This is a genomic window from Mycolicibacter sinensis, from assembly GCF_001667375.1.
In the GTDB taxonomy this organism is placed as follows: domain Bacteria; phylum Actinomycetota; class Actinomycetes; order Mycobacteriales; family Mycobacteriaceae; genus Mycobacterium; species Mycobacterium sinense_A.
The window spans coordinates 26076-50117 of sequence record NZ_LZIN01000081.1; the positions used below are offsets into that span (position 1 = coordinate 26076).

At 68.5% G+C, this 24042-nt stretch carries 28 protein-coding genes; 16 read left to right on the forward strand and 12 right to left on the reverse strand.

Annotation, left to right across the window (positions count from 1 at the left end; translation table 11 throughout):
• Positions 1-89: 89 nt before the first annotated feature.
• The gene (locus A5771_RS16920) at positions 90-773 is read left to right on the forward strand and encodes a DUF427 domain-containing protein (RefSeq protein ID WP_064856348.1); all 684 of its coding nucleotides are present in this window, start codon (positions 90-92) and stop codon (positions 771-773) included.
• On the opposite strand, the gene A5771_RS16925 is transcribed toward A5771_RS16920, so the two are convergent.
• A complete protein-coding gene (locus A5771_RS16925) occupies positions 768-1667 on the reverse strand; it encodes an acyl-CoA thioesterase (RefSeq protein ID WP_064856349.1) in 900 nt (299 codons plus the stop codon). The genes A5771_RS16920 and A5771_RS16925 overlap by 6 nt on opposite strands.
• 108 nt (positions 1668-1775) lie before the next feature.
• On the opposite strand from A5771_RS16925, the gene A5771_RS16930 reads away from it, so the two are divergent.
• The 3 genes from A5771_RS16930 to A5771_RS16940 are packed head-to-tail and all read left to right on the forward strand — an operon-like array spanning position 1776 to position 4000.
• Positions 1776-2594 carry an SMP-30/gluconolactonase/LRE family protein gene (locus A5771_RS16930; protein ID WP_064856391.1) on the forward strand — a complete coding sequence of 273 codons (819 nt, stop codon included), beginning with the start codon at positions 1776-1778 and terminating at the stop codon, positions 2592-2594.
• Positions 2595-2605: 11 nt separating this feature from the next.
• Positions 2606-3433: a thioesterase family protein gene (locus A5771_RS16935; RefSeq protein WP_064856350.1), complete on the forward strand. Its 828-nt coding sequence runs from the start codon at positions 2606-2608 to the stop codon at positions 3431-3433.
• 30 nt (positions 3434-3463) lie between these two features.
• Entirely contained in the window at positions 3464-4000 is a 537-nt protein-coding gene (locus A5771_RS16940) for a TetR/AcrR family transcriptional regulator (RefSeq protein ID WP_064856351.1), read from the forward strand.
• Here the strand turns inward: A5771_RS16940 and A5771_RS16945 are convergent.
• Positions 3997-5337: an FAD-binding oxidoreductase gene (locus tag A5771_RS16945; RefSeq protein WP_064856392.1), complete on the reverse strand. Its 1341-nt coding sequence runs from the start codon at positions 5335-5337 to the stop codon at positions 3997-3999. The genes A5771_RS16940 and A5771_RS16945 overlap by 4 nt on opposite strands.
• Positions 5338-5387: 50 nt before the next feature.
• Between A5771_RS16945 and A5771_RS16950 the strand changes: the two genes are divergently transcribed.
• Positions 5388-6287: an alpha/beta hydrolase gene (locus tag A5771_RS16950; protein ID WP_064856352.1), complete on the forward strand. Its 900-nt coding sequence runs from the start codon at positions 5388-5390 to the stop codon at positions 6285-6287.
• Here the strand turns inward: A5771_RS16950 and A5771_RS16955 are convergent.
• Complete coding sequence (locus A5771_RS16955) at positions 6268-6948, reverse strand: TetR/AcrR family transcriptional regulator (RefSeq protein WP_064856353.1); 681 nt, start codon at positions 6946-6948, stop codon at positions 6268-6270. The genes A5771_RS16950 and A5771_RS16955 overlap by 20 nt on opposite strands.
• Positions 6949-7078: 130 nt before the next feature.
• Between A5771_RS16955 and A5771_RS22750 the strand changes: the two genes are divergently transcribed.
• The 3 genes from A5771_RS22750 (at position 7079) to A5771_RS16965 (ending at position 9733) form a co-directional block, all read left to right on the forward strand.
• Positions 7079-7222 carry a hypothetical protein gene (locus tag A5771_RS22750; RefSeq protein ID WP_109401181.1) on the forward strand — a complete coding sequence of 48 codons (144 nt, stop codon included), beginning with the start codon at positions 7079-7081 and terminating at the stop codon, positions 7220-7222.
• 97 nt (positions 7223-7319) lie between these two features.
• Positions 7320-8135 carry a tyrosine-protein phosphatase gene (locus tag A5771_RS16960; RefSeq protein ID WP_064856354.1) on the forward strand — a complete coding sequence of 272 codons (816 nt, stop codon included), beginning with the start codon at positions 7320-7322 and terminating at the stop codon, positions 8133-8135.
• An 80-nt stretch (positions 8136-8215) separates the two neighbouring features.
• Positions 8216-9733 (forward strand): PE-PPE domain-containing protein, encoded by a 1518-nt coding sequence (locus tag A5771_RS16965; RefSeq protein WP_082947288.1) that lies wholly within the window; start codon positions 8216-8218, stop codon positions 9731-9733.
• Positions 9734-9742: 9 nt separating this feature from the next.
• On the opposite strand, the gene A5771_RS16970 is transcribed toward A5771_RS16965, so the two are convergent.
• The 4 genes from A5771_RS16970 to A5771_RS16985 all read right to left on the reverse strand — a co-directional run bounded on the left by A5771_RS16970 (position 9743) and on the right by A5771_RS16985 (position 13763).
• The gene (locus A5771_RS16970; protein ID WP_064856355.1) at positions 9743-10606 is read right to left on the reverse strand and encodes an SDR family oxidoreductase; all 864 of its coding nucleotides are present in this window, start codon (positions 10604-10606) and stop codon (positions 9743-9745) included.
• A 41-nt stretch (positions 10607-10647) separates the two neighbouring features.
• Positions 10648-12027 carry an aldehyde dehydrogenase family protein gene (locus tag A5771_RS16975; RefSeq protein ID WP_064856356.1) on the reverse strand — a complete coding sequence of 460 codons (1380 nt, stop codon included), beginning with the start codon at positions 12025-12027 and terminating at the stop codon, positions 10648-10650.
• A 72-nt stretch (positions 12028-12099) separates the two neighbouring features.
• Positions 12100-13035: a class I SAM-dependent methyltransferase gene (locus A5771_RS16980; RefSeq protein WP_064856357.1), complete on the reverse strand. Its 936-nt coding sequence runs from the start codon at positions 13033-13035 to the stop codon at positions 12100-12102.
• Between the two features lie 62 nt (positions 13036-13097).
• On the reverse strand, positions 13098-13763 hold the full coding sequence (locus A5771_RS16985; RefSeq protein WP_064856358.1) for a TetR/AcrR family transcriptional regulator: 666 nt from the start codon (positions 13761-13763) through the stop codon (positions 13098-13100).
• A 134-nt stretch (positions 13764-13897) separates the two neighbouring features.
• Here A5771_RS16985 and A5771_RS16990 point away from each other — a divergent pair, with 134 nt between their 5' ends.
• Positions 13898-14488: a TetR/AcrR family transcriptional regulator gene (locus tag A5771_RS16990; protein ID WP_064856359.1), complete on the forward strand. Its 591-nt coding sequence runs from the start codon at positions 13898-13900 to the stop codon at positions 14486-14488.
• Here the strand turns inward: A5771_RS16990 and A5771_RS16995 are convergent.
• A complete protein-coding gene (locus A5771_RS16995) occupies positions 14475-15254 on the reverse strand; it encodes a DNA-3-methyladenine glycosylase family protein (RefSeq protein WP_234783091.1) in 780 nt (259 codons plus the stop codon). The two genes, A5771_RS16990 and A5771_RS16995, sit on opposite strands and share 14 nt — an antisense overlap.
• Positions 15255-15441: 187 nt before the next feature.
• Here A5771_RS16995 and A5771_RS17000 point away from each other — a divergent pair, with 187 nt between their 5' ends.
• Positions 15442-15831: a nuclear transport factor 2 family protein gene (locus A5771_RS17000; RefSeq protein ID WP_064856361.1), complete on the forward strand. Its 390-nt coding sequence runs from the start codon at positions 15442-15444 to the stop codon at positions 15829-15831.
• On the opposite strand, the gene A5771_RS17005 is transcribed toward A5771_RS17000, so the two are convergent.
• The 3 genes from A5771_RS17005 to A5771_RS17015 are packed head-to-tail and all read right to left on the reverse strand — an operon-like array spanning position 15828 to position 17733.
• On the reverse strand, positions 15828-16208 hold the full coding sequence (locus A5771_RS17005; RefSeq protein ID WP_064856362.1) for a DUF427 domain-containing protein: 381 nt from the start codon (positions 16206-16208) through the stop codon (positions 15828-15830). The genes A5771_RS17000 and A5771_RS17005 overlap by 4 nt on opposite strands.
• A complete protein-coding gene (locus A5771_RS17010; protein WP_064856363.1) occupies positions 16205-17230 on the reverse strand; it encodes an NAD-dependent epimerase/dehydratase family protein in 1026 nt (341 codons plus the stop codon). The genes A5771_RS17005 and A5771_RS17010 overlap by 4 nt, the downstream gene beginning before the upstream one ends.
• Positions 17227-17733 carry a nuclear transport factor 2 family protein gene (locus A5771_RS17015; RefSeq protein WP_064856364.1) on the reverse strand — a complete coding sequence of 169 codons (507 nt, stop codon included), beginning with the start codon at positions 17731-17733 and terminating at the stop codon, positions 17227-17229. The genes A5771_RS17010 and A5771_RS17015 overlap by 4 nt, the downstream gene beginning before the upstream one ends.
• Before the next feature lie 122 nt (positions 17734-17855).
• Here A5771_RS17015 and A5771_RS17020 point away from each other — a divergent pair, with 122 nt between their 5' ends.
• From A5771_RS17020 to msrA, 6 genes are read left to right on the forward strand one after another with little or no spacing between them, the layout of a single operon-like run.
• Positions 17856-18395: a VOC family protein gene (locus A5771_RS17020; protein ID WP_064856365.1), complete on the forward strand. Its 540-nt coding sequence runs from the start codon at positions 17856-17858 to the stop codon at positions 18393-18395.
• A gap of 11 nt (positions 18396-18406) precedes the next feature.
• The gene (locus A5771_RS17025; RefSeq protein ID WP_064856366.1) at positions 18407-19237 is read left to right on the forward strand and encodes an enoyl-CoA hydratase/isomerase family protein; all 831 of its coding nucleotides are present in this window, start codon (positions 18407-18409) and stop codon (positions 19235-19237) included.
• Positions 19234-19872 (forward strand): TetR/AcrR family transcriptional regulator, encoded by a 639-nt coding sequence (locus A5771_RS17030; RefSeq protein WP_064856367.1) that lies wholly within the window; start codon positions 19234-19236, stop codon positions 19870-19872. Before A5771_RS17025 ends, A5771_RS17030 begins: the two co-directional genes overlap by 4 nt.
• Positions 19862-20998, forward strand: a complete 1137-nt coding sequence (locus A5771_RS17035; protein WP_064856368.1) for a hypothetical protein — start codon at positions 19862-19864, stop codon at positions 20996-20998. Before A5771_RS17030 ends, A5771_RS17035 begins: the two co-directional genes overlap by 11 nt.
• A 4-nt stretch (positions 20999-21002) precedes the next feature.
• Positions 21003-22160 carry a cytochrome P450 gene (locus tag A5771_RS17040; RefSeq protein WP_064856369.1) on the forward strand — a complete coding sequence of 386 codons (1158 nt, stop codon included), beginning with the start codon at positions 21003-21005 and terminating at the stop codon, positions 22158-22160.
• 18 nt (positions 22161-22178) lie between these two features.
• A complete protein-coding gene (gene msrA, locus A5771_RS17045) occupies positions 22179-22682 on the forward strand; it encodes a peptide-methionine (S)-S-oxide reductase MsrA (RefSeq protein ID WP_064856370.1) in 504 nt (167 codons plus the stop codon).
• Positions 22683-22700: 18 nt separating this feature from the next.
• Here the strand turns inward: msrA and A5771_RS17050 are convergent, their stop codons facing one another.
• A complete protein-coding gene (locus tag A5771_RS17050) occupies positions 22701-24035 on the reverse strand; it encodes a cytochrome P450 (RefSeq protein ID WP_064856371.1) in 1335 nt (444 codons plus the stop codon).
• Between the last annotated feature and the right edge of the window lie 7 nt (positions 24036-24042).

Sequence of the window (24042 nt, forward strand, 5' to 3'; positions counted from 1 at the left end):
CCGCCCAGCCGCGTGACGCAACTCATGGGAGATATTACAGTTGAGGCCTACTTTGTAAAGTCACAATCTGAACAAGGGGGTGCGGTGAAATGAGTCTGGTTGCCGGGCGCGGCCCGCTCAGCACCGAGCGCGCCGGCTGGTTCTCCCCCGAGATCGCCGGAGATCTGGTGTACGTGGACCCGCACCCCCGCCGGGTGCAGGCGGTCCGCGCTGACCGCATCGTGCTGGACACCGAACGCGTCGTGCTGGTGCACCGCCGAGGCCACCCACTGTCCTACGCCTTTGCCGCTGAGGCCGTCGGCGATCTGCCGCACCAAGCCGTGCCGGAGGCGCCCGGCTTCGTCCGCGTCCCGTGGGATGCCGTGGACACCTGGTTCGAGGAGGGCCGCGAGCTGGTGCACTACCCACCCAATCCCTATCACCGGGTCGACTGCCGGCCTACCCGGCGCACACTGCGGGTGCAGGTCGCCGGCGTGCCCCTGGTGGACACCGACCGCACCGTGATCGTGTTCGAGACCGCCTTGGCGCCACGGCTGTACGTCGCTTCCGAACTCGTCCGCACCGAGCTGCTACAGCCGTCGCCGACCTCGACCTACTGCAACTACAAGGGCTACGCGAAATACTGGTCTGCGGTCGTCGGCGACACCGTCGTGCAGGACGTGGCCTGGTGTTACCCCGAGCCGCTGCCCGAAAGCCTGCCGATCGCAGGGTTTTTCAGCTTCGACCTGGACCGCGCCGACGGATACGCGCAACTGCCACCGGGTGGGCTATAGCCGCGCCTGCTCGGCGATCTTGTTGTCGCTGGTGCGCAGCGGGCGGATCAGTCCGTCCTGGGCGAAGGAGGCGATGAGGTGGCCCTCCTCGGTGTGCACGGTGCCGCGGACATACGACATGCCCGCGCCCACCTGGGTGCTCTCGTGTCCATAGAGGATCCAGCCGTCCCACCGCACCGGTTCGTGGAAACTGACCGTGACGGTCATCGGCGCGGTGGACACGGTCAGATGTGACTGGCTGGTGCCGATGCCGGCGTGCGCGCGCATCGTGGTCGAGATGCCCAAATGGCCGGTGAAATAAGCGATCAGTGCCTTGGCGAGGTCGTCGCGAGCGGGAATGGGGTCGTAGTGCAGCCAGGCGTAGAGCTCCGGCGGTCCCACCTCGTCGGGACTGTTGACGTCGACGACGTCGACCAGGCGCACCTGGCGGCCCTCCATCGGCATCTCGCAGGGGTTGGCCTGCGCGGGTGAGGCGACGTCCGGGCGGGGCAGATGGTGGGTGATGACGTCGGCCGACGGGACGTCGGCGAACACCGTCATCGTCGCGCAGCGCTTGCCGTTCTGCAGCACCGAAATGACTGCGGTGGCCGTCGAGCGGCCCTCGTTGACCACGTCGATGGTGTACTCCGCCGGCGCACCCACCAGCACGGCCCGGGCGAACACCGCATGCACCGAGCGGATCGACTTGTCGCCGAAGCGTTTCGCCGCCCCGACGACGGCCTGCGCCAGCAGCTGGGTACCTTCCACCACCTGCCGTTCGTCGTCGCCGGCGAGGCCGGTGGCACCGGTGAACCGGTCCGGGCCGTCGGCGGTCACCTCGAACAGGTCCAGCAGGCCGCTGACCGACCAGTGCGCGGTGGGGGACTTCTCGATGCTGTCGGTGGCCTCTACCATTCCGCGAGCGTGACATTTGGGGTGCGTTTTGTAAAGTAGGCCTGGTCGCGTCCACAACCGCAGGACCGGAGGGCAACCCTGGTGAACCTTGCCGAGACGAGCTCGACGCTGTCACCGGCCCCGCTGGCCGGTGGCTTCTGCTTCGGCGAGGGCCCGCGCTGGTTCGAGGGCCTGCTGTGGTTCTCCGACATGCTCGGCGAAGCGATCCACACCGTTGACCTGCAGGGCTCGATGACCACGGTGCCGGTGCCCGGGCACACCCCGACCGGGCTGGGGTTCCGTCCGGACGGCTCGTTGCTCATCGCGTCCGCCGAGGACCGCCAGGTGCTGCACTACGACGGCGACACGATCACCACCCTGGCCGACCTCAGCGACCGGGTGCCGGCCAACCTCGGCGACATGGTGATCGACGCGAACGGGGGCAGCTACATCGGTTCGCAGGCCTACACCGGTGGCGTGATCGTGCGGGTCGATCCGGACGCACGGGTGCACACCGTCGCAGAAGACCTCGATTTTCCCAACGGGATGGTGATCACCGCCGACGGTGGCACGCTGATCGTCGCCGAATCGATGGGCCGCCGGCTCACCGCGTTCACCCTCGGCGCCGACGGTGGGCTGCACGACCGCCGGATCTTCGCCGACACGCTCGACGGGCCGCCCGACGGCATCGCCCTCGACGCGGCCGGCGGGGTCTGGACGTCGATGACGCTGGCCCACCAATTCGAGCGCATCACCGAGGGCGGCACCGTCACCCACCGCATCGACATCGGCGACCGGGCCGCGATCGCCTGCACCCTGGGCGGGCCGCAGCGTCGCACCCTGTTTCTGCTGTCCAGCACCGACGCCTACCCCAAGCGGCTGATCGGGACCCGCGAATCCCGCTTGGACATGGTGACCGTGGAGATACCCGGCGCCGGGCTGCCCTGAAAGGCGAATCCATGAGCGAGTCGTACTACGAACTGCTCGACGCCGCCGACCCGCGGGGGGAGAAGTTCGGCGCCACCGACCTGGTGCGAGGAACCTGGTCGGCCCAGATCCAGCACGCCGCACCGGTTTCGGCGCTGCTGGTGCGCGCCCTGGAGCGCCAGGCGGCCCGCGACGATACCCGGCTGAGCCGCGTCGCCGTCGATCTGTTGGGTCCGGTGCCCGCCGAGGGTGCACTGTGGGTTCGCGCACAGGTCGACCGGGCCGGCAAGCAGATCGAACTGGTCAGCGCCGAGATGCTGGCGCCCGGGCCCGACCACCGTCCCCGGCCGGTTGCCCGCGCGAGCGGGTGGCGGCTGCAAACCCTGGACACCGGTGACGTCGCGCACGCCGCGGCCGCCCCGCTGCGTCCGGTCAGCGAGGCCGGCAGCAACAACATGCCGGCGAACTGGGATCGCAATTACGTGCACAGCCTGGACTGGCGGTGGCTGACCACGCCGCTGGCGCCGGGCGCCGGCGAGGCCTGGATCTCACCGATCGTGGACCTGGTGGCCGGCGAGACGATGACCCCGCTGCAGCGGCTGTTCGCGGTGGCCGACGATGCCAACGGTGTCGGAGCCAAACTCGACATCAGGACGTGGACGTTCCTCAACACCGACCTGGTGGTGCACGTGCACCGGATTCCCGACGGCGAGTGGATCGGGATCCGCGCCGAGACCAACTACGGGCCGGACGGCATCGGCACGACCATCGGCACCCTGTTCGACGAGCAGGGCGCCGTGGCGGGTATTCAGCAGTCGGTCCTGGTGCGCCGGCGCCGACGGGCCGATGAACCCGGCTGACACTCGCACTATTTTTTGTAAGGTCTCCCTATGACCCGCAGCACGGTGGACGGCCCCGACAGTTCGACCCGGCAGCGGATCCTTGCGGCCACCGCCGAAGTCCTCGGCCGCAACGGGATGACCAAGCTCAGCCTGTCCGAGGTGGCCGCCCAGGCCGGGGTGTCACGCCCCACCCTGTACCGGTGGTTCCCGTCGAAAGAGGAACTGGTCTCGGCATTCTCCCGCTACGAGCGGCACATCTTCGACAGCGGCCTCAGCAAGGCCACCGAAGGCCTGAAGGGCACCGAAAAACTCGATGCCGCACTGCGTTTCATCGTCGACTACCAGCACTCCTCCACCGGCGTCCGGATGATCGACATCGAACCCAAGCATGTGCTCGGCGACTTCTCCCGGATCATCGTCCCGATGCGCGAGGGGCTGCAGCGGATGCTGACCGGTCCGGATGCCGCGGTGAAGGCGGCGGCGGCCATCCGGATTGCCATCTCGCACTACATCATTCGCAGTGACGACTCGGACCAGTTCCTCGCCCAGCTGCGCCAGGCGGTGGGCATCAAGCACCGCGGCTAGTCGAAAAGCACGGCGGCGTTGAGGTAACCGGTCGGATCGAACGCGGCTTTGACCGTGCGCATCGCGGCGATATCGGCCGGCCCACGCGACATCGACAGGTAGGGCCGCTTGCGGCTGCCGACCCCGTGTTCAGAACTGACATTGCCGCCGCACTCCGCGATGAGCTCCATCATCGCCGCATACAGCCCGGGTTCGGCCTCCGCCGAGCAGCGCAGCACGTTCAGGTGCAGGTTGCCCTCACCGATATGGCCGAACAGCACCGGCAGCGCCTCCGGTGCGTGCCGGCCCACCACGGTGCTCGCCGCCGCGGCGAATCGGGCCACCGCGGCCAACGGCAGCGAGACGTCGAACTTCAACGGAGGGCCGAACGCCCCCAGCACGTCGGCCACCGCCTCGCGGACCCGCCAGAGCCGCTGCCGGGTGGCGGTGTCGACGCCGACCGCCGGCTCATCGCCGGGCGACACCTGCTCGAGCAGGCCGAAGAGCCGATCGCTCTGGTCCGTGTCGCCGGCCAGCTCCACCAGCAGCAGCCAGTCGCCGCCCACCGGCGCGGCGACCCCGAGCCGCTCTGCGGTGAGTGCGGCGACGCGCGCGTCGATCAACTCCAGCGTCGCGATGCCATCCAGATCACGGAAGACCCGGGCGGCATCAACCAGGGCAGCGAGCTCGGTGAAGCCGCAGACCGCGGTGACCCGATGCGCCGGCGCCGGGCGCAATCTCAGGTCCAGGCCGGTGATGACGCCCAGGGTGCCCTCGGCGCCGACAAACAGTGCCGGCAGGTTGTAGCCGGTGTTGTCGGCGCGCACCTGGCTGTGCCGACGCAGCAGCGAGCCGTCCGGCAGCGCCACCTCGACCCCGACGACCTGCTCGGCCATGTTGCCGTAGTGCACGGTCGCCAGCCCGCCGGCGTTGGTCGAGGCCATCCCGCCGACGGTTGCGGTGTCGCGGGCGGTCAGGTCGACCCCGAACAGCAGGCCGGCCGCGGCGGCGGCATGCTGCACCGACGCGAGCGTGGCGCCGGAGCCCACGCTCACCCGGCGCTCTTTCGCGTCGACCTCACCGATGGTGTTCAGCCGCTCGGTGGACAGCAACACGTCATCGTGTTCGGGGACGGTGCCGGCCACCAGCGAGGTGCGCCCGCCCTGGACGGTGACATAAGCGCCGCCGTCCCGGCAGACCCGCAGCACCGCGGCCACCTCGTCGGACGATCCCGGCCGCACCAGCGCGCCGGCCCGGCCCCGGTAGCGGCCGGTGTAGTCGACGCTGCGTCCGGCCAGCACGTCGGGGTCGTCGGTGACATGGGCGGGTCCCACCACATCGGCCAGGCCCTGCAGCAGGCTCGCTGTCACCGCCCCGGTCTACCACACGCCGCGCTACCTTTCTCCGTATGGCTTCCCGCGAAGACGTCACCTTCCGATCCGGCAAAGACTCGGTCAGCGCGTGGCTGTACCGGCCCGACGGCACCGGCCCGAACGGGGCGCCGCTGCTGGTCATGGCGCACGGACTGGGTGCGGTACGCACCATGCGCCTGGACGCCTACGCCGAGCGGTTCGCCGCGGCCGGTTACGCCTGCCTGGTCTTCGACTATCGCAACTTCGGTGACAGCGACGGCGCGCCGCGCCAACTGCTCGACGTGGGCCTGCAGTTGGCCGACTGGGCCGCAGCGGTCGACTTCGCCCACACCCTGGCCGGAATCGACCCGGCCCGGATCGGCTTGTGGGGCACCTCGTTCAGCGGTGGACACGTCATCGCCACCGCGGCACGGCTACGGGTGGCGGCGGTGGTGGCGCAGTGCCCGTTCACCGACGGAATCGCCTCGGCCCGCACGATTCCGCCGCTGACCACCGCGCGGATCAGCCTGCTGGCCCTGCGTGACCTGGCCGCGGCCCGGCTCGGCAATCCGCCGGTGATGGTGGCCACCGCCGGCCGCCCCGGGGAGGTCGCGCTGATGACCACGCCGGACGCCTACCCGGGCTACCTGAAGCTGATGCCGGAGGGGCAGCCGGTGCGCAACGAAGTCGCCGCGCGGTTGGGCATGAAGGTCATCGCCTACCGCCCCGGCCGTCTGGCGGCCAAGGTGACCTGCCCGATCCTGTTCTGCGTCTGCGACACCGACTCGGTCGCCCCGGCGGGCCCCACCCTGCGTTACGCGGCCAAGGCTCCGCGCGGAACGGTCAAGCGGTACCCCGAGGGGCACTTCGACATCTACGTCGGCGACGCGTTCGAGCGGGTGGTCGCCGACCAGATCGAGTTCCTGGACCGCAACCTCAAAGAGCCGGCTGCTTAGCGACCCCCGGCTCGCCGTTACCGAGCGGCGATTCGACGCGGATCGCCTCGTCGCGGATCAGCCCGCGCAGCAGCGCCGTACTGAACTCCGCGGCGATCTCCTTGGCGCTGCGCCGGCCGCTGGGCCGCAGCCAGCGGTAGGCCCCCAGCGTCATGCCGATGTAGCCGAGCGCCAGCACGTGCGAATCGCACTGATAGAACTCGCCGCTGGCGATACCCCGGTCGATCAGGCCGTGCACGTGCTCATAGACCTGGGTCTCCTTCTCCCGGATCTCGGCGACCTGTTCCTCGGTGAGCCACTCGCTGATGTAGGGCTGCTCCTGGAAGTAGACCGCCGCGCCCTCGGGGTTGGCGGCGATCTGGTCGAGCAGGCGCACGGTGTACTGGTAGAGCGCCTCGCGCGCGGTCCAGGACGGGTCGTCGTGTACGGCGGCCAGCGTGCGTTCGGCGGCCCGCTGATAGATGTCGTAGAGGATCAGCGACTTGCTCGCGTAGTAGTGGTAGACGGTCGCCTTGTTGAGACCGACCACGTCGGCAACGTCGTCCATCCGGGTGCCGTGGTAGCCGCGGGCGGCGAAAAGCTTGGTGGCGACCGCGAGCAATTCCTCGCGGCGGGAGGGCCCGTGGGCGGAGTTCCCTGACCCGCCCTTGTCGTTTGGCATGCGCCCTCGCTATCCGGCCGCCGGAGTCATCCGGTCTCAATCAACTGGTTGGAAGGATTCTATGCAGTCCGGGGTCGGACCGTTGACGAGCCGACTAAACTGGTGGAATCCAAGCTGAGGGGTTGATGACATGGGTCCTGGTTACGGTTACGATCCGAATCCGGATTACGAGATTACCGACGAGGCTGAGTTCTTCTTCAAGTACCTGACCTGGGGTTTGCGGGGTGTCGACGGAGGCGGTGGTTACCCCCCGCCGAACTACCCGCCGATCTGATCACACGAGCGCACGCACCGGCCCCCGATCCGTCTCAGGATCGGGGGTCATTGCGTCTCTCGGCGGGGCCGTCCGCGCCGTGTCTTATCGTGGCCACGTGACCTCCCAACCGGAACTGCCCGGGGCGTGGAATTTTCGCGATGTTTCCCAGACCACCGGCGCGCTGCGCCCGGGCCGGCTGTTTCGGTCCAGCGAGCTGAGTCGCCTCGACGATCGCGGCCGCGAACAGCTGCTGCGGATCGGGGTCTCCGATGTCGCCGACCTGCGGTCCCCGCGGGAGGTGACACGTCGCGGACCGGGACTGGTGCCCGACGGAGTCGATATCCATCTGCTGCCCTTCCCCGACCTGGCCGGCGATCAGTCGCCGGACAGCTCGTCGCCGCACGAGGACGTCTTCCGCAAGATGATGGCCGAGAAGCCCGACGCGGACTCGTCCGCCGACGTCGCCGCCCGCTACATGCTCGAGGAGTACCAGCGTTTCCCCACCCTCGGCGGATCCCGCCGGGCGGTGCAACAGGTGGTATCGCTGCTGGCGGCCGGCCGGCCGGTGCTGGCGCACTGTTTCGCGGGCAAGGACCGCACCGGGTTCGTCGTCGCGGTGGTGCTGCAGGCCGCCGGAGTGGCCCGGGACGCGGTGGTGGCCGACTACCTGCGCAGCAACGCCGCGGTACCGGTCTTGCGCGACCGGATCATGGACATGATCCGGCAGCGGGCCGAAGACGAGATCACCCCGGAGGTGCTGACTTTCACCGAGGCCCGGCTCTCCGACGAGGTGCTCGGCGTACGCGCCGACTATCTCGACGCCGCGCACCGCTCGATCGAGCAGAACTTCGGCTCGCTGGAGGGCTTCCTGCATGCCTGCGGGGTTACCGATGCCGAGCGGGAGGGTCTGCGCGCCGCGCTGCTCGGCTAGGAATCGCGCCGAAATTCCCCCTTGCCACCGGCTAGCCGGAAAGTTAACGTCGGTACCTAGGTTTATCTAGGGGGTTTCTCATGAAACTTGCACACCGCCCCTATCAGATGATCGGCTGCGCCCTGCTCGGCGCCGGCGTCGTCGCGGTCAGCCCGATAGCATCGCCAGACGTGCAGTCGCGGGCCGTGCGGCTCACCGCCGGCGATCCCCCCGTCCCGTCGATCGGGCTGGTGATCGGCGGCAGCGGCGTACCCATCCCCGGAGCCGGCTATGTGGATGCTGCGAACGGGCTCTACATCGACAATCCGCTGCATCCCATCTATCCCGGCACCACTTACCCCGGGGTGCTCGCGAACGGCGTCTTCACGCCGGAGGGGCTCTACCCGCTCGACGGCATCAACGTGTTGCGCTTCAACTACCCCAACGACGCCAGCGGCTTTCCCTCGCAGACCACCTCGGTGGGCCAGGGCCTGACGATTCTGGACGACTGGATCAAGGCCAACAATGCGGCCGGAGCCACCACCACCGTGTTCGGGTACTCGCAGAGCGCGACCATCGCCAGCCTGGAGATGGAGAAGCTCCAGGGCGAAGGCCTCGGCAGCTCGCCCGTACAGTTCCTGCTAATCGGTGATCCCAGTGCCCCCAACGGCGGCATTTTGGAGCGCTTCAGCGGCTTCGAGACGACGTCCGGCGAGACGCACGCGTTGCCGCTGAACCTGCCGAGCCTGGGCTTCAGCTTCGACAGCGTGACCCCGTCGGATGCCTTCCAGACCACGATCTACTCGATGGAGTACGACGGCTTCACCGACTTCCCCCGCTACCCGCTGAACTTCCTGGCCGACCTGAACGCCTTCCTGGGCATCCGGACGCTGCACGGCACCTACCTGAACGGCGGCGTGGACGGCAGCGGCCCGACACCCGAGCAGATCGCCGACGCGCACCTGCTGCCCGGCTCGGAGTCGCTCGGCACGCCGGGCAGCCTCACCGATTACTACATGATCGACCAGACCGCACCGCTGGTGGCGCTGCTGCCGAAACCGCTGCAGGATCTGCTGGGTCCGGCCCTGACGTACCTGATCAACCTCGGCTACGGCGACGGCGACTTCGGCTACTCGACGGCACCGGCCAACGTGGCCACCCCGTTCGGGCTGTTCCCCGACGTCGACCCGACGACGGTGTTCAACGATCTCGTCGACCGGGTCGAGCAGGGCTGGCAGGCGTTCCAGGCCGACCTGGCCGATCCGGCGTCACTGATGGCGGCGTTCTCCCCCGCGGTCGCCGACACCGTCACCCACACCGCGGTGACGACCCTGCCGTCGTTGTCCGACATCATCGACGCGTTCACCAGCGTGACCTCGGCGATCAACGGCGCGCTGTCGGGGACGTCGGACATCGCCAACGCCCTGCTCACCAGCGTGCCGTCCTACGACCTGAGCCTGCTCACCGCCAACCTGCAAAACGGTGATCTGCTCGATGCCTTCGGTCTGCCGCTCGCGGCCAACACCGCGATCTACACGCTGGCGGCCGGTTTCGAGGTCCAGCTCATCACGAACACGATCTCGGAGATCAACGCCATTTTCGCCGGCCTCGGCTTCTGAACAGCTCGCCTACTGCAGCGAGAAGCTGGCCGACTTGGCCTCCGACAGGTCGGCGATCGTCGACCACTGCGCCGCGACGTCATCAACCGACGGCGGGTTGTCGAAGTTGGCGCCGGCGTTCTCGAACAGCGCCGCGCGCTGCACCTTGCCGCCGCCGGCGATGATCACCGAACCGGTCTCGGGGACCTCCTCGGTGCACAGGTAGGCGACCACCGGTGCGACGTACTCGGGCTTGAGCTTCTCGAGCACCTCCGGCGGCAGGATGTCCTCGGTCATCCGGGTGGCGGCGATCGGGGCGATCGCGTTGGCCTTGATGTTGTACTTGGCGCCCTCGATGGCCAGGGTGTTGATCATGCCGACCAGGCCGAGCTTGGCGGCCCCGTAGTTGGCCTGCCCGAAGTTGCCGAACAGTCCGCTGGTGGAGGTGGCGACCACGACCCGGCCGAAGCTCTGCTCGCGGAAGTGCGGCCAGGCGGCCCGGACCACGTTGTACCCGCCGTAGAGGTGCACCTGCAGCACGGCATTCCAGTTGTCGAAGGTCATCTTGTGGAAGGTGCCGTCGCGCAGGATGCCGGCGTTGCTGACCACCCCGTCGACCTTGCCGAACTCGTCGATCGCGGTCTTGATGATGTTGGCCGCACCGTCGGCGTCGGCGACGCTGTCGTAGTTGGCGACGGCCCGCCCGCCGGCCTCCTTGATCTCGGCGACCACCTGGTCGGCCATGTTGTGTCCGGCGCCGGTGCCGTCGCGGGCACCGCCGAGGTCGTTGACCACCACACTGGCTCCCTCACGGGCCAGGGTCAGGGCGTATTCACGGCCCAAGCCTCCACCGGCTCCGGTGACGACGACAACACGATCTTGCACTCCGGGCATGAGTTTCCTTCCTCGATTCGATCGCCACGATAAAACAGCCCCTAGAAAAGCCTCCGCGCCAATTTCCAGGCCTTCTCTGTATACGGCGGGTAGATCATCGCGCTGACATCGGGTCGGGTCGGCTTGGTCAGCACCGTCTTGCGGTGGCTGAACTCCTCGAAGCCCCACCGGCCGTGGTAGGCCCCCATCCCGGACGGCCCGACCCCACCGAACGGCAGCTTGGCGGTGGACACCTGGAACACCAGGTGGTTGACCAGCATCCCGCCGGAGGGCACCCGGTTGATCGCCTTCTCCCGGACCGCCCGGGTCTTGGTGAACAGGTACGCGGCCAGCGGCTTGGGCCGGGCGTTGACGAACGCGATGGCGTCCTCGATGGAGGCGACGGTGATCACCGGCAGGATGGGGCCGAAGATCTCGTTGGTCATCAACGCCTCGGCCGGGTCGGGGTCGACGATCACGGTCGGCTCGATCCGCAGTGAGGCGGCATCCGTGCCGCCGCCGAGCGCCACCGCGCCCTTAGTTGCCGTCAAATAGCTTGTGAGACGGTTGAATTGCCGCTCGTTGACGATCTTCATGCCGTGCGGTTCCTCGGAGCGGAAGCCGATGATGGCCTCGCCGATCTTAGCGACGAGTTCGTCGCGGATCGTGGCGTCGGCCAGCACGTAGTCCGGGGCCACGCAGGTCTGGCCCGAGTTCAGCAGCTTGGTCCAGGCGATCCGCTTGGCCGCGACGTCGATGTCGGCGTCGGCGGCCACGATGCACGGACTCTTGCCGCCCAGTTCGAGGGTGACCGGGGTCAGGTGTTCGGCCGCCCCGGCCATGATCTTGCGACCGATCTCGGTCCCACCGGTGAACATCACCCGGTCGAAGCCCTGGGCGATCAGCTCCTGGCTCACCGCTCCGTCGCCCTCCACCACCGCGATCGCCTCGGTGTCCAGGTAGCGCGGCACGAGCTCGGCCATCAACCGCGAGGAGGCCGGTGCGATCTCGGATGGCTTGAGCACCACAGTGTTTCCCGCGGCGAGGGCACCCACCAGGGGGCCCAACGTGAGATAGAACGGGAAGTTCCAGGCGCCGATGATCAGCACCGTACCGTACGGCTCGTACTCGACCCAGCCGCGGCCGGGCAGCTGGGCCAGTTCGAGGAGGCGGTGGCGGCGGCGAGTCCACTTCTTGACGTGTTTGGCCGCATAACGGGCCTCGGCGGCGGTGCCGGCGCTGTCGGCCAGCCAGGCCTCGAACGGTTTGCGGTCGAGGTCAGTCGCCAGGGCGTCGGCGATCCGCTCCTCGTTCTCGGTCATCAACTGCTCCAGGCGGCGCAACTGGGTGCGCCGCCAGTCGATGTCGCGGGTCCGCCCGGTGGCGAACGTTTCGCGGAGTTTGGTGACGGTGTCCGCGACGCCGGTAGCGATGCTGGTCATACCCCATTCCTACCCCACGCCGCCCCGGCCAGGAGGCGGTTAGCAAGCCTCGACGCAGGAGAGGCGAAGCTGCTATCCGCGCACCGCGGTGACGAACTCCGCGAACGCATCGCTGTCGTCGCCCATCGGCACGTTCACCCAGCGATCCAGGCGGCGCATCTCCGCGGTGGAGTGCTGTGCGGTGGCGCGCCAGCCGTGGCCGTTGAGCCACTCGGACACCGCCGCGCGGTCCTCGTCGTGGTAGATCAGGTCCTGCACGTCCACGGTCTGGTCCAGGCCGATCTGCTCGGCGACCTTCTTGAACCGCTCCGACATCTCCTGACGCCGCTCGTCGGCGTGGTTGGCCGCGGTCTCTGCCGCGATCCGGCTGCCGGGGGCGCTGAGCGCGGTGATCTGCTCGAACAGCCGGTCCTGACCGTCGGCCGGCAGATACATCAGCAGCCCCTCGGCCAGCCAGGCCGTCGCGGCCGCCGGGTCGAAGCCGGCGGCGGTCAGCGCGGCCGGCCAGTCCTGCCGCAGGTCGATGGCCACCGCGCGGCGCTGCGCTGCCGGCGTCACGTCGTGGGCCGCCAGCGTCGCCTCCTTGTAGGCCAGGACTTTCGGCTGGTCGATCTCATAGACCGTGGTGCCGGCCGGCCAGTCCAGCCGGTAGGCCCGCGAGTCCAGTCCGGAGGCCAGGATCACCACTTGGCGGATACCGGCGTCGACCGCCTCGGCGAAGTAGGCGTCGAAGAAGTGCGTGCGGACCGCCTGGTAGTTGCGCATGTGGTGATACACCGCGGCGATCTCGGGGTCGACGGACTCCAGCTTGTCGATCAGCGCCTCGTTGAGCAGGGTCTCCCACACGCCGGTGCCGGCATGGGCGACCAGAAGTTTGGCGTAGGGATCGGAGATCAGCGCATCGGGGCTGTCGCTCTCGACCGCGCGGGCAGCAGCCACCATCACCGCCGTCGAGCCGACGCTGGTGGCGATGTCCCAGGTGTCGTCGTGGGTACGCAGTGAACTCATCCGGTTACCTCGCTTGCTCGGCGGTGCTGTCGCAAGCCATGCTACCGAAAAAGTTAGGTTAGCTATTCACCGCTTCCGGCGGAGGTCGGCGGCCTGGGCAGGTGAAGCTGCCAGAGCCGGTTGCCCAGTAGGGCTTGGGTGCAGGCGATGACCGCGGCCGACTCGTCGTGGTCGCCGAGTGCGGCAATGTAGAACCCGATCCCCCACAGCACGGCCAGCAGCGTCTCGGTCAGGTCGGCGACCGTCGCCGCGGTGACCAGTTCTCCGCTGGTGATCGCCTCGGTGAGCGTCTCGGTGAGGAATTCGCGGGTGGGGCCCTGCAGATCACCGACCAACAGTCGCAGTTCCGGGTCACGCTGCGCGTCCAGCACCGCGGTCACGGCGAAAGACGCGGCCGTGCGGTCCTCTTCGCCGAGTTGGGCGAACGCGTAGATCACCGATGCCAGCCGCGCGATCAGGCCGGTCTCGGTGCGCGCGAGCGCGACCGCGTGCTCGAGAATCGATTCGATGCGGGTCAGCACCGCCTGGTAGAGCAGCTGCTTGCTCGCGAAATAGTGATTGATCGCCGGCCGGGTCAGGTGCGCGCGAGCCGCGACGGCCTGAAACGTCGTCGCGTGATAGCCGAACTCCCCGAAGACACCGCTGGCGGCGATGACGATGCGCTCGCGGGTGACATTCGACCTGGCGCCGCGAGGGCGCCCGAGCCGGTGAAACGCCGCTTCTTGCATGGGGAGATTCTGACACCGCGCCGGTTACTCGTCGGTAAATTCTGCATTACGATCATTAACTTCTGTGTCTGTCCATTAACTTCTGTATCGGCCGATGCGTGCCGCCGGGGGCGCCAGCGAACTAAAGTCTACTTATGGGCGCGATCCTTTCCCGGCAGGCATATTTCGAGACAGGTCTCGAAGTGCTGTCCGAAATGGGTTACGGCGGCCTGAAGTTGGCTGAGGTGTGCAACCGGCTCGGGGTGACGACGGGCTCGTTTTACCACTACTTCACCAGTTGGCCGGTCTACACCCGTGACCTGGTGCAACACTGGCTGGAGGCGCGCACCGTCGCGCACGTGGAGTTCGTGCGGGCCCTCCCCGACCCGCGCGAACGGATCGTCAATCTGATCCAGATCGCGCTGGCACTGCCGCACGGGGCGGAGGCCGCGATCCGGGCCTGGAGCTCGGCGGATCCGGCGGTGCACGCGGTGCAGGCCGAGGTGGACCGGCAACGCTTCGACATCATGTACGAGTCGGCGCTGCAAGTCCTGAACGCCAAGCGTCCGGCGCATCTTTTCGCCAGCTGGGCGATGTACCTGCTAGTCGGCTACGAGCAGGCGCTGCTGCCGCGCGACAGTGCAGCGATCGAGTGGATATCCGGCCAGTTGCTTGACGCACTCGATTCGGGCCGGTTCGCCGCCGCGAGCGCCCGACTCCCCGAACAGCCGTTCACAGCGAGCTGATCCGCTGCACCGCCAGCCGCGGTCCCCGCCGCGGCTCGACGGCCAGCCCGCTCTCGATCAGCAACCGCACCACCCGGTGCCGGTGCGGGCGCATCGGCTCCAGCAGGTCGATCATGGCGTCGTCGTCGATCGGATGGCCGAGCAACGTCCAGCCGACCATCTTCGCGACGTGGTAATCGCCGACCGACAGCGCGTCGGCGTCGCCGAAGGCACGCTGGGCCGTCTCGGCCGCAGTCCACACGCCGACGCCGGGCAGCGACATCAGCGCCGCACGGGCGTCGGCCGCCGGCCGGTCCACCAGTCGTTCCAGCGACGACGCCCGCTGCGCGCAGCTGACGACGGTGCGGGCCCGGCCGCCGTCGACGTTGGCGCGGTGGAACTTCCACGACGGGATGGCACGCCACACCTCGGCCGGCGGCGGCACTCGCATCCGCGCCGGCGCGGGACCGGGCGCCGGTGCCCCGAACTCGGTGACCAGCACCCGCCAGGCCCGGAAAGCATCGGTGCCCGGCACCCGCTGTTCGAGGACGGCCGGGATGAGCGCTTCGAGCACCCGCTGCGTGCGGCCCAGCCGCAGGTGCGGCAGGCGCCGGTGCGCAGCGGCCACCGTCGGCTCGGTCGGTGCGAAGCCCGACGTGTCGTCGTCGGCGCCCAACAACCCCGGGGCGCCGTCGAGGAACTCCGCGGCGCCGGCGCCCCACGCCTGGCAGTCCACCGCGCCGGGCGCCGCCCGGGTGATCCGCGCGGTCACCGGACCGCTGGGCATCAGGCTGGTCCGCCAGATGGCGCCGTCGACGATCTGCAGGCAGGGATCGCCGGGGCCGCGGCGCAGCGGGGACAGGGTCAGCGCTGGGCTGGCCGGCCCGGAGAAGGTGACGGTACGGCGAAGTGAACTGTTGATGCTGTGATTTTTGCACGTTGACCGGTCCGCGTCGCCGCGTCACGATGAGGGAGTGGCCACCCCGTTCGACGACCCGCAGGCGGAATTGGCGTGGATGTTCCTGCAGGGCATCTCGGGCGATGACGACCTGGACGACATTTTCACTCTTGTCAGCGACGACTTCACCTACTGGAGCATTCTGACCCGCGAGGCGATCGACGCGAACGCCTTGCGCCAGCAAGTGGAACATCGCCGCCGCGGGTTGCAGATCACCCTGGATCTGCTCCGGTGCATCAACGAGGACGAAACCGTGGTGATCGAAGCGCAGGGTGACTGCGTCACCGCCGACGGGGGCCACTACGACAGCCCGCTGGTGTTCATCGTCGACACCCACGACGGCCGGATCGTGTCGGTGCGCGAGTACACCGAGACGCGCTTTGCGGCCGAGGTGCTGGGAATCTAAGTTCCGTCGACGCTGATGTCGGCCTTGTCCGGGTAGAAGGCGACGTGCCCGGCGATCGCGGCGACCGCGTCAAACGGCTGCTCATAGGTCCAGATCGCATCGGCGACGGTCTGCCCCGCGGCGGTGGTCACCGTGTAGTAAGCGGCGTCGCCCTTGAACGGGCAGTAACTGGTGGTCGCCGTGCGGGTCAGCAGATCGCTTCTGACGTCGGCCATCGGGATGTAGTGCACCGCAGGGCGCGTCGATTCCTGCAGGGTCAGTGCGGCGTCGGTGTCGGCGATGACTTCGCCGCCGATGCGCACGGTGACGTGCCGGCCGGTCGGGGCCACGGTGATCGGGTATTCGGCGGTCGGGGTGTGAACGGGTCGTTCGGTCATGCGGCGGTTCCTCGCTTCCGTGCAGCGCGCAGTTTCAACCAAAAACGCGCCGCCTCCCGGATCGATTCCTCCACCGGCCGAGGCTTCCAGCCGAGCTCGCGCACCGCCTTGGAGTTGTCGACCTCGAACTCCGCGCGCATCATCCGGACGGATTTCAGCGACAGCTCGGCGTCCTTGCCGCCCAGCCGGGCCTTCAGCGCGCCGAGCGCGCCCAGGGCATAGAGCACCGGCACCGAGATCGACCGCGCCGGCGGCGCCACCCCAGCCTCGTCGGCCGCGATCGCGATGATCTCGGCGTTGGTAATCATGCGCTCGGAGATCAGATACCGCTCCCCGTTACGGCCGTGCGCGGCGGCCAGGATCAGCGCCTGCGCCGCGTCGTCGACGCCGACGGCCTCCACCCGGATGCCGTCCATCACGAACGGCAGTCGGCCGTAGACGGCGCCGGCGATGAACGCGCCGTGCGGGGTGCGGCCCCAGTCGCCGTCGCCGTAGGTGCTCGATACGCACATCGCCACCGCCGGCAGGCCGGCGTCGGCCGCATACCGCAGCACCAGGTCTTCGGCCTGCACCCGGGACTGCACGTAGGGGGTGAGGCGGCGACGGTCGATCTGGTCGGCCTCGGTGGCGACGTGTCCGTGCCGACGGCCGACGGTGACATAGCTGCTGGTGAATACGAATCGGCGGAGGCCGGCCGCGATCGGCTCTTCGATCGCCACTTCGAGCACGTTGCGCAGGCCTTCGACGTTGGTGCGGAACAGCGGGGCTGGGTCGCGCAGCCAGGCCCGGGTGTCGACGACGCAGTAGTAGATGTCGTCGCAGCCGGTCATCGCTTCACGCAGGGTGGCCGAGTCGAAGACGTCACCGTGGAACCGGGTGACGTCGAGATCGTCGATCCCGATGGTGTTGGCGGTCGGACGCACCATCACCCGCACGTCCTCACCGGCGTCGACCAGGCGGCGGGTGACGTGCGAGCCCAGGAAGCCGTTGGCGCCGATGACCAGCTTGGGGTGGGCGTTCACGCATTGCCTCCGAACTGCTGCATCCAGGCGGCCGCCTCGTCGTCCAGGGTGCCCAGCTCTTGGGCCTTGCGACACCACTTCATGGTCGCGGCGACGAAGCGCAGCGGGTTGTAGATGTCCTCCTGACGGCTCCACAGCCCGTCGCCGGCGTAGGTGATGATCGAGATGTTGGTGGCGCTGATGACGGTGCCGTCGCCGGGATCGCGCATCGGATTGTCCAGTTCGCAGATGATGCGTCCGCTGTCCTCGTCGATCACCGACCACAGCGCCGGGAACTCGGTCATATAGCTACCCGGGAACGTCGACATGGTCTGCCGGATCCAGGGCCGCACCTCGTCGCGACCGTGCATGGTGCCCATGGCGTGCTCGACGTACTCGACGTCGGGGGTGTAGTGGCCGACCCAGGCGTCCCAGTCCTTGGTCTCGGCGGCACGGGCGACGGTCTGCTCGAAGGTCTCGAATGCTGCCGCGAGCTCCGCGCGGCTGAACTGCGGGTTCGACATGCCAAGAACTAGAACACGTTCTAGCGACGTTGTCGAGAGGGTTCAGATTCGAATCTGGGTTTATATTCGGATCGGTGTTACGGTGACGCCGTCGCCCCGACCCGGCCAGGAGGAGATCCCCCGTGACGCCCAGCAAACCGGCCGTCGGCCTGCACCACGCGGCCTACGCCTGCGCCGACCTGGCAGCGACGCATCATTTCTACGAGGACCTGTTGGGGTTCCCGCTGGTGCACACCGAGGTTGAACGCCTGCAGGACGGCTACTTCCGGCACGTGTTCTACGACCTCGGCGACGGCTCGTGCATCGCGTTCTTCGACCTGCACGGCGTCGGGGAGAAACCCGACTGGTCGAGCTCGTTGTCCCGCCCGAACGGCCTGCCGGTGTGGGTGAACCACGTGGCCTTCCGAGCCACCGAGGAAAAGCAGAACGAAGTCCGGGCCCGGATGGACGCGGCCGGGGTCCAGGCGTTGATGGACGTCGACCACGGCTGGTGCCACTCGCTGTACTACCTGGACCCCAACGGCATCATGGTCGAATTGTGCCGGGACACACCCGGTTTCGAGCCCGACCGCAAGCAGGCGCTGGCGCTGTTGACCAGCACCGAGCGGGCGGCCGACCCCAAGGTGGTCACATCAAGCTCGACCACCACCCAGCTCGGCTGAGCAGGCCACACATGGGCCTCGATTCGCTGACGACACTCACCGTCACCCAGGACGGGCCGGTGGCCCGGGTACTCATCGACCACGGCGAGATCAACCTGATGGACGCCGCAATGATGGGCGACCTGTGGCGGCTGGTGAAATGGCTGCGGGCCGCGGGCGATCACGTCCGGGTAGTAGTGCTGGAAAGCGCCAACCCGGAGTTCTTCATCGCCCACGTCGACCTGGCGCTGTTGCAGGCGTCGGCGACGGACCCCGAAGCCGCGGTCGGCTCGTTCCAGGACCTGGTCGGCGCGTTCCGGGCGCTCGACCAGGTCACCATCGGAGTGGTCGCCGGGCGGGTGGCCGGCGGCGGGATGGAGCTGCTGGTCAACCTCGATCTGAGGTTCGCGGTCGCCGGCCGGGCGGTGTTCAACCAGGTCGAGACCGGGATCGGGGTCATTCCGGCCGGTTCGGGTCCACAACACCTGCATCGGCTGCTGGGGCGGGGCCGGGCGCTGGAGGTCATCCTCGGCCACGACGATCTGGACGCCGAGCGGGCCGAACGCTACGGGCTGGTCAACCGGGCCCTGGACGCGGGCGACGTCGCGCCGTTCCTGGACCGGTTGGTGGCGCGCGTCGCGTCGGTACCGTTGGCGGACATCGCCGCAGTCAAGGCCACCCTGGCCGCCTCGGATGTCGCCGCGGGCCTGGCGGTGGAGCGCTCCGAATTCGCCCGGGTGCTCGGCCGCGGTGCGGCATCGGCGAAGATGCAACGCTTCCTCGACGCCGGAGGCCAGACGCCGGATGGCGAACGCCGGCTGGCCGAGTTGGTGGCCGACCTGCATGCAACGGAACCGGCATGAGGCCCGGGACGTCGGCGGTCAACCGTCCCACCGTCCGGGGCCGCGACACCCAGGCCCGCCTGGAGCAGGCGGCGCGCGAGGTGATCGCCCGTAAGGGTTTCTTCAAGACGACGATCACCGACATCACCTCGACGGCACGGCGCTCGCCGGCGTCGTTCTACCACTACTTCGAGTCCAAAGAAGACTTGTTGGCCTCGCTGGCCGAGGACTTCCGGGCCGTGGCCAAAAGCCGTGCGGTGCAGGCGTTGCACCCGGGCCAGGATCTGCGGCAGATCATCGAGGAATCGGTGCGGGCGCACTGGGAGACCTACCGCGAACACCGCGGGGTCATGGTCGGGGTCTTCCAGTTGGCGATGATCAACGACGAGTTCGCCCGGCGCTGGCGGGAGATGTGCGCCGACGCGATCGACTGGGTGGCGCAGACGGTGCGGATGGCCCAGCGCAAAGGCTATGCGTCCGACGCGGACCCGGAGCTGGTCGGGTCCGCCATCGTCGCCATGCTCAACCACTTCACCTACATCTGGCTGGTGGCCGGCGGCGACGTCGCGGGCCGCGAACTCGACGACGAGGCGGCGATCAAAACGCTCACCGACACCTGGTACCGCTCGGTGAGCTGGCGCGAGGATGGTTCTTGACCAAAGGAGTAGTGCAGTGGCGGTAACGCGTGAATTCGTTTCGCTCACTTCGGCATCGGGAGCGGTGAACCCGGCCGGGTATCACCCGGCGCAGGGCCTGTACTGGACCCCGGCCGGCGTCACGCCGAAAGTGGCGGTCATCGCCAGCCACTACAACGTCGACTTCGCCGAGCATTACCTGGCGCCGCTGCTGGCCGAACGCGGTTTCGGCTTTCTGGGCTGGAACACCCGGTACCGCAGTGGCGAGTCGCTGTTCTTGCTCGAACACGCCCTGCTGGACATCGCCGCCGGCGTGACCTGGCTGCGCGAGCAGGGCGTCGAGGTGGTGGTGCTGCTGGGCAACTCCGGCGGCGGATCGCTGATGGCGGCCTACCAGTCGCAGGCCGTCGACCCGCACATCACCGCGGTCGGGGGCGGGCCGGTGCCCGATGCGGTCAACGCGCTGCCGCCGGGCGACCTGTACGTCTCCACCCAGGCACACGCCGGACGCCCGGAGGTGCTGACCGCCTGGATGGATCCGTCGGTGACCGACGAATTCGACCCACTGTCCTGCGACCCGGACCTGGACATGTACGCCGAACACAACACGCCGCCCTACACCCCGGAATTCATCGCCCGCTACCGCCAGGCCCAGCGGGACCGCAACGACCGGATTACCGCATGGGCGCAGGCTGAGTTGACTCGGCTGAAGGCAGCCGGGACCTACGACCGGTCCTTCTCGGTGCATCGGGTCTGGGCGGACCTGCGCTACCTGGATCCCGCGATCGACCCGTCGGACCGCCCGCTGAACCAGTGCTACCTGGGGGATCCGCGGCGGGCCAACCGCGCGCCGTACAACATCGCCGCGCATTGCACGCTGCGGACCTGGTTGTCGATGTGGAGCCTGCAAACCTCGTTCTGCCAGGGCGCCCCGCATTTGGGCCGGATCACGTTGCCGTCCTTGGTGATTCAGGGCACCTCCGACACCGGCGTGTTCCCCAGCGACGCCCACCACATCCACGACTCGCTGGCCAGCACCGACAAACAATTGCATTTCATCGCCGGCGACCACTACCTGCAGCAGCCGGCGGACAGCCGGGGCGTCTGCGCGGACCTGGTGGCGTCCTGGATCGCGGAACGCACCTGAGGACATGCTCGACTTCGACTTCCGCGATCCGGAGCTGCATGCCGATCCGCTGACGTATCAGCGCCGGTTCGCCGCCGCCGACCCGGTGCACCGCAACCGTCAGGGCCTGTGGGTGCTCACCCGCCATGCCGACGTGCTGGCGGTGCTGCGCGACGAACGGGCCGGCACCGACCGGCGAAACCTTTACCGCGGCAAGCTCGAACCGGGTCGGCCGTATCTGACCCATGTGGAGCACAACCTGTTCTACCGCTCCGGCGACGATCACCGCCGGCTGCGGGCCCCGCTGTCGCGGGCGTTCACCCCGCGAGCGCTGGCCTCCTTCGAGCCACAAGTCGCCGCCCGGGCAAGGACATTGGCGGCCGGGCTGGACGCGGAAGGTTTCGACCTGGTAGCCGAATTCGCCAAACCGTTGCCGTTGGGGATGATCGCCACCCTGCTGGGGGTTCCCGACAGCGAACTAGACAATCTGGCGGCCTGGTCGATGGCACTGATCGCAGCCCTGGAACCGGCCGCACCCCGCTCGGTGTTCACCGCCGCCGACGACGCCGCCGCCGGGATGAAGGCCCTGCTCGCCGACCTACTGGAGCTGCGCCGCACCGACCCCGGCCATGACCTGCTGTCGGTGGTGGCCACCAGCGGCCTGCCGCTGTCGGATGACGAACTGCTGCACAACGCCATCTTCCTGCTCTCGGCCGGGCACGACACCACCACCGCCGTACTCACCGGGGCGGTGGCGCTGCTGATCGACAACCCCGGGCAACGGCAGCTGCTGGCGGCCCCGCACGCCGTCGATGAGCTGGTCCGGCTGATCAGCCCGGCCCAGATGATCTCCCGGGTGGCCGAAGCTCCGATCGACGTGGGTGACACCGTGATCGACCCCGGTGCCCCGATCCTGCTCGGCTTGGCGGCCGCCAACCGGGACCCGGCGGTGTTCGCCGATCCCGATCGGCTCGATCTGGCCCGGCCGCCGACCGGCCACCTGGGCTTCGGGTTCGGCCCGCACGTCTGTCTGGGCGCCCCGCTGGCCCGCATGCAGATCCGGTCGGGCCTGCTCGCCCTGTTCGACCGCTTCCCGGAGTTGACCGCGCTCGCGGCGCCACAGCGGGAACCGAGCGCGGTGCTGACCAGCTATCGCTCCTATCCACTGGCGAGCGCCGGCTGAGCCGGGATAATCGGGGGCATGACCGATTACCCGAGAGCGATCCTGGCCGGCGGCTGCTTCTGGGGCATGCAGGATCTGATCCGCAAGCAACCCGGCGTGGTGTCCACCCGAGTCGGCTACACCGGCGGCGAGGTACCCAACGCCACCTACCGCAACCACGGCAACCACGCCGAGGCCATCGAGATCAGCTACGACCCGGCCGCCACCGACTACCGCAGTCTGCTGGAGTTCTTCTTCGCCATCCACGACCCGACCACCCGCAACCGGCAGGGCAATGACATCGGGCCCAGCTACCGGTCGGCGATCTTCTACCTCGACGACGAGCAGCGCCAGATCGCGCTGGACACCATCGCCGACGTGGAGGCCTCCGGGCGCTGGCCGGGCAAGGTGGTGACCGAGGTCAGCCCGGCCGGTGACTTCTGGGAGGCCGAGCCCGAGCACCAGGATTATTTGGAGCGGTACCCGAACGGCTACACCTGCCACTACATCCGGCCGGACTGGCAGCTGCAGCGCCAGCCTTGACCGGCGAGCGGGGCGGTCCTAGTCTCGCCGCCGCACGGTGATCCGCCCGCCGTTCTTCGGAGTGAAGGCCACGCCGCGGCCGTGATACTTCTCCCCCGGCTCGGTGGTGGGCTCGATGGTGAAGTGCCGCAAAACCGTTCGCAGCACCAGGTCCATCTCCAGGTTGGCGAACGTCGACCCCGGGCAGCGTCGGCTGCCGCCGCCGTAGGGCAGCCACTCGAATGCCGACGGGCTGCCGTCGAGGTAGCGATGCGGGTCGAAGCGCTCCGGATCGGGGAACGCCGCGGGGTTCTGGTGGATCTGGTTGATCCCGACGATCACCCCGTAGCCGCGCGGAATCACCCATTCGCCGATCTGGATGCTGGGCGCGTAGACGTGCCGGCCGGCAAAGTCGATCACGGTGCGCACGCGTTGCACTTCCCGAATACTGGCGCGCCGCAACGTGTTCTGGTCCCCGTCGGCTTCGGCGGTGAGCTCGTCGAGCAGGTTCGGATAGCGGCTCAGCCGCTCGAAGACCCAGGCCATGGTCGAGGCCGTGGTCTCGTGCCCGGCCGCCAGCAGAGTCAGCAACTCGTCGCCGATCTCTTTGCGGGTCATCGCCGTACCGTCGTCGTAGGTGCTGCTCAGCAGCAGGGTGAGCACGTCGGTGCGGTTCTCGAAGTTCGGGTCCGCGCGGACGTCGTCGATCAGCTTGTCCAGGATCGTCTCGTACTGGGCGCGCCAGGCGGCCAACTTCCCCCACGGCGTGTACCGCCCGAAGGTGCGGGCCGGCATCGGCAAGGTCACCAGCCGCGAACCCAGCGTCACCCACCTGGGCAGGTCGACCCGCAGCTGATCCAGTTCGGCGCCTTCGGCCCCGAAGATCGCGCGCAGAATGACGTTGAGGGTGATCCGGTTCATCGGCAGCAGCGTCTCGAAGGGTGTGCCGGTGGGCCAGTCCGCGATCTCGCGCAGGGTCTCCTCGACGATGATCTGCTCGTAGGCCCGGACGCTCTTGCCGTGGAACGGCGGGCTCAGCAGGTTGCGCCGGCGGCGATGCTCGGCGCCGTCGAGCGCGAACACCGAGCCCGATCCCAGGATCCGCGACAGGTTCGGCTGGATGTTGCCGAGGTCCTCGGGGTTGGCGAGGAATACCTGCCGGGCCAGGTCCGGTTCGGTGACGAAGACCGTCGGCCCGAAGATCGGGCTGTTGACGGTGAAGGACGCGCCGTAGCGCCGGGTCAGGCGATTCACCAGCCGGCGCCGGTCCGCGGTGAACAGCAACATCGAGAGCCACTTGGGCAGCCGCGGCCCCGGCGGCAGGTTGACCGCCGGGTTGGTGTGCGTGCTGTTGCCGGCGATGGTTTGGGTCATGGGCTGC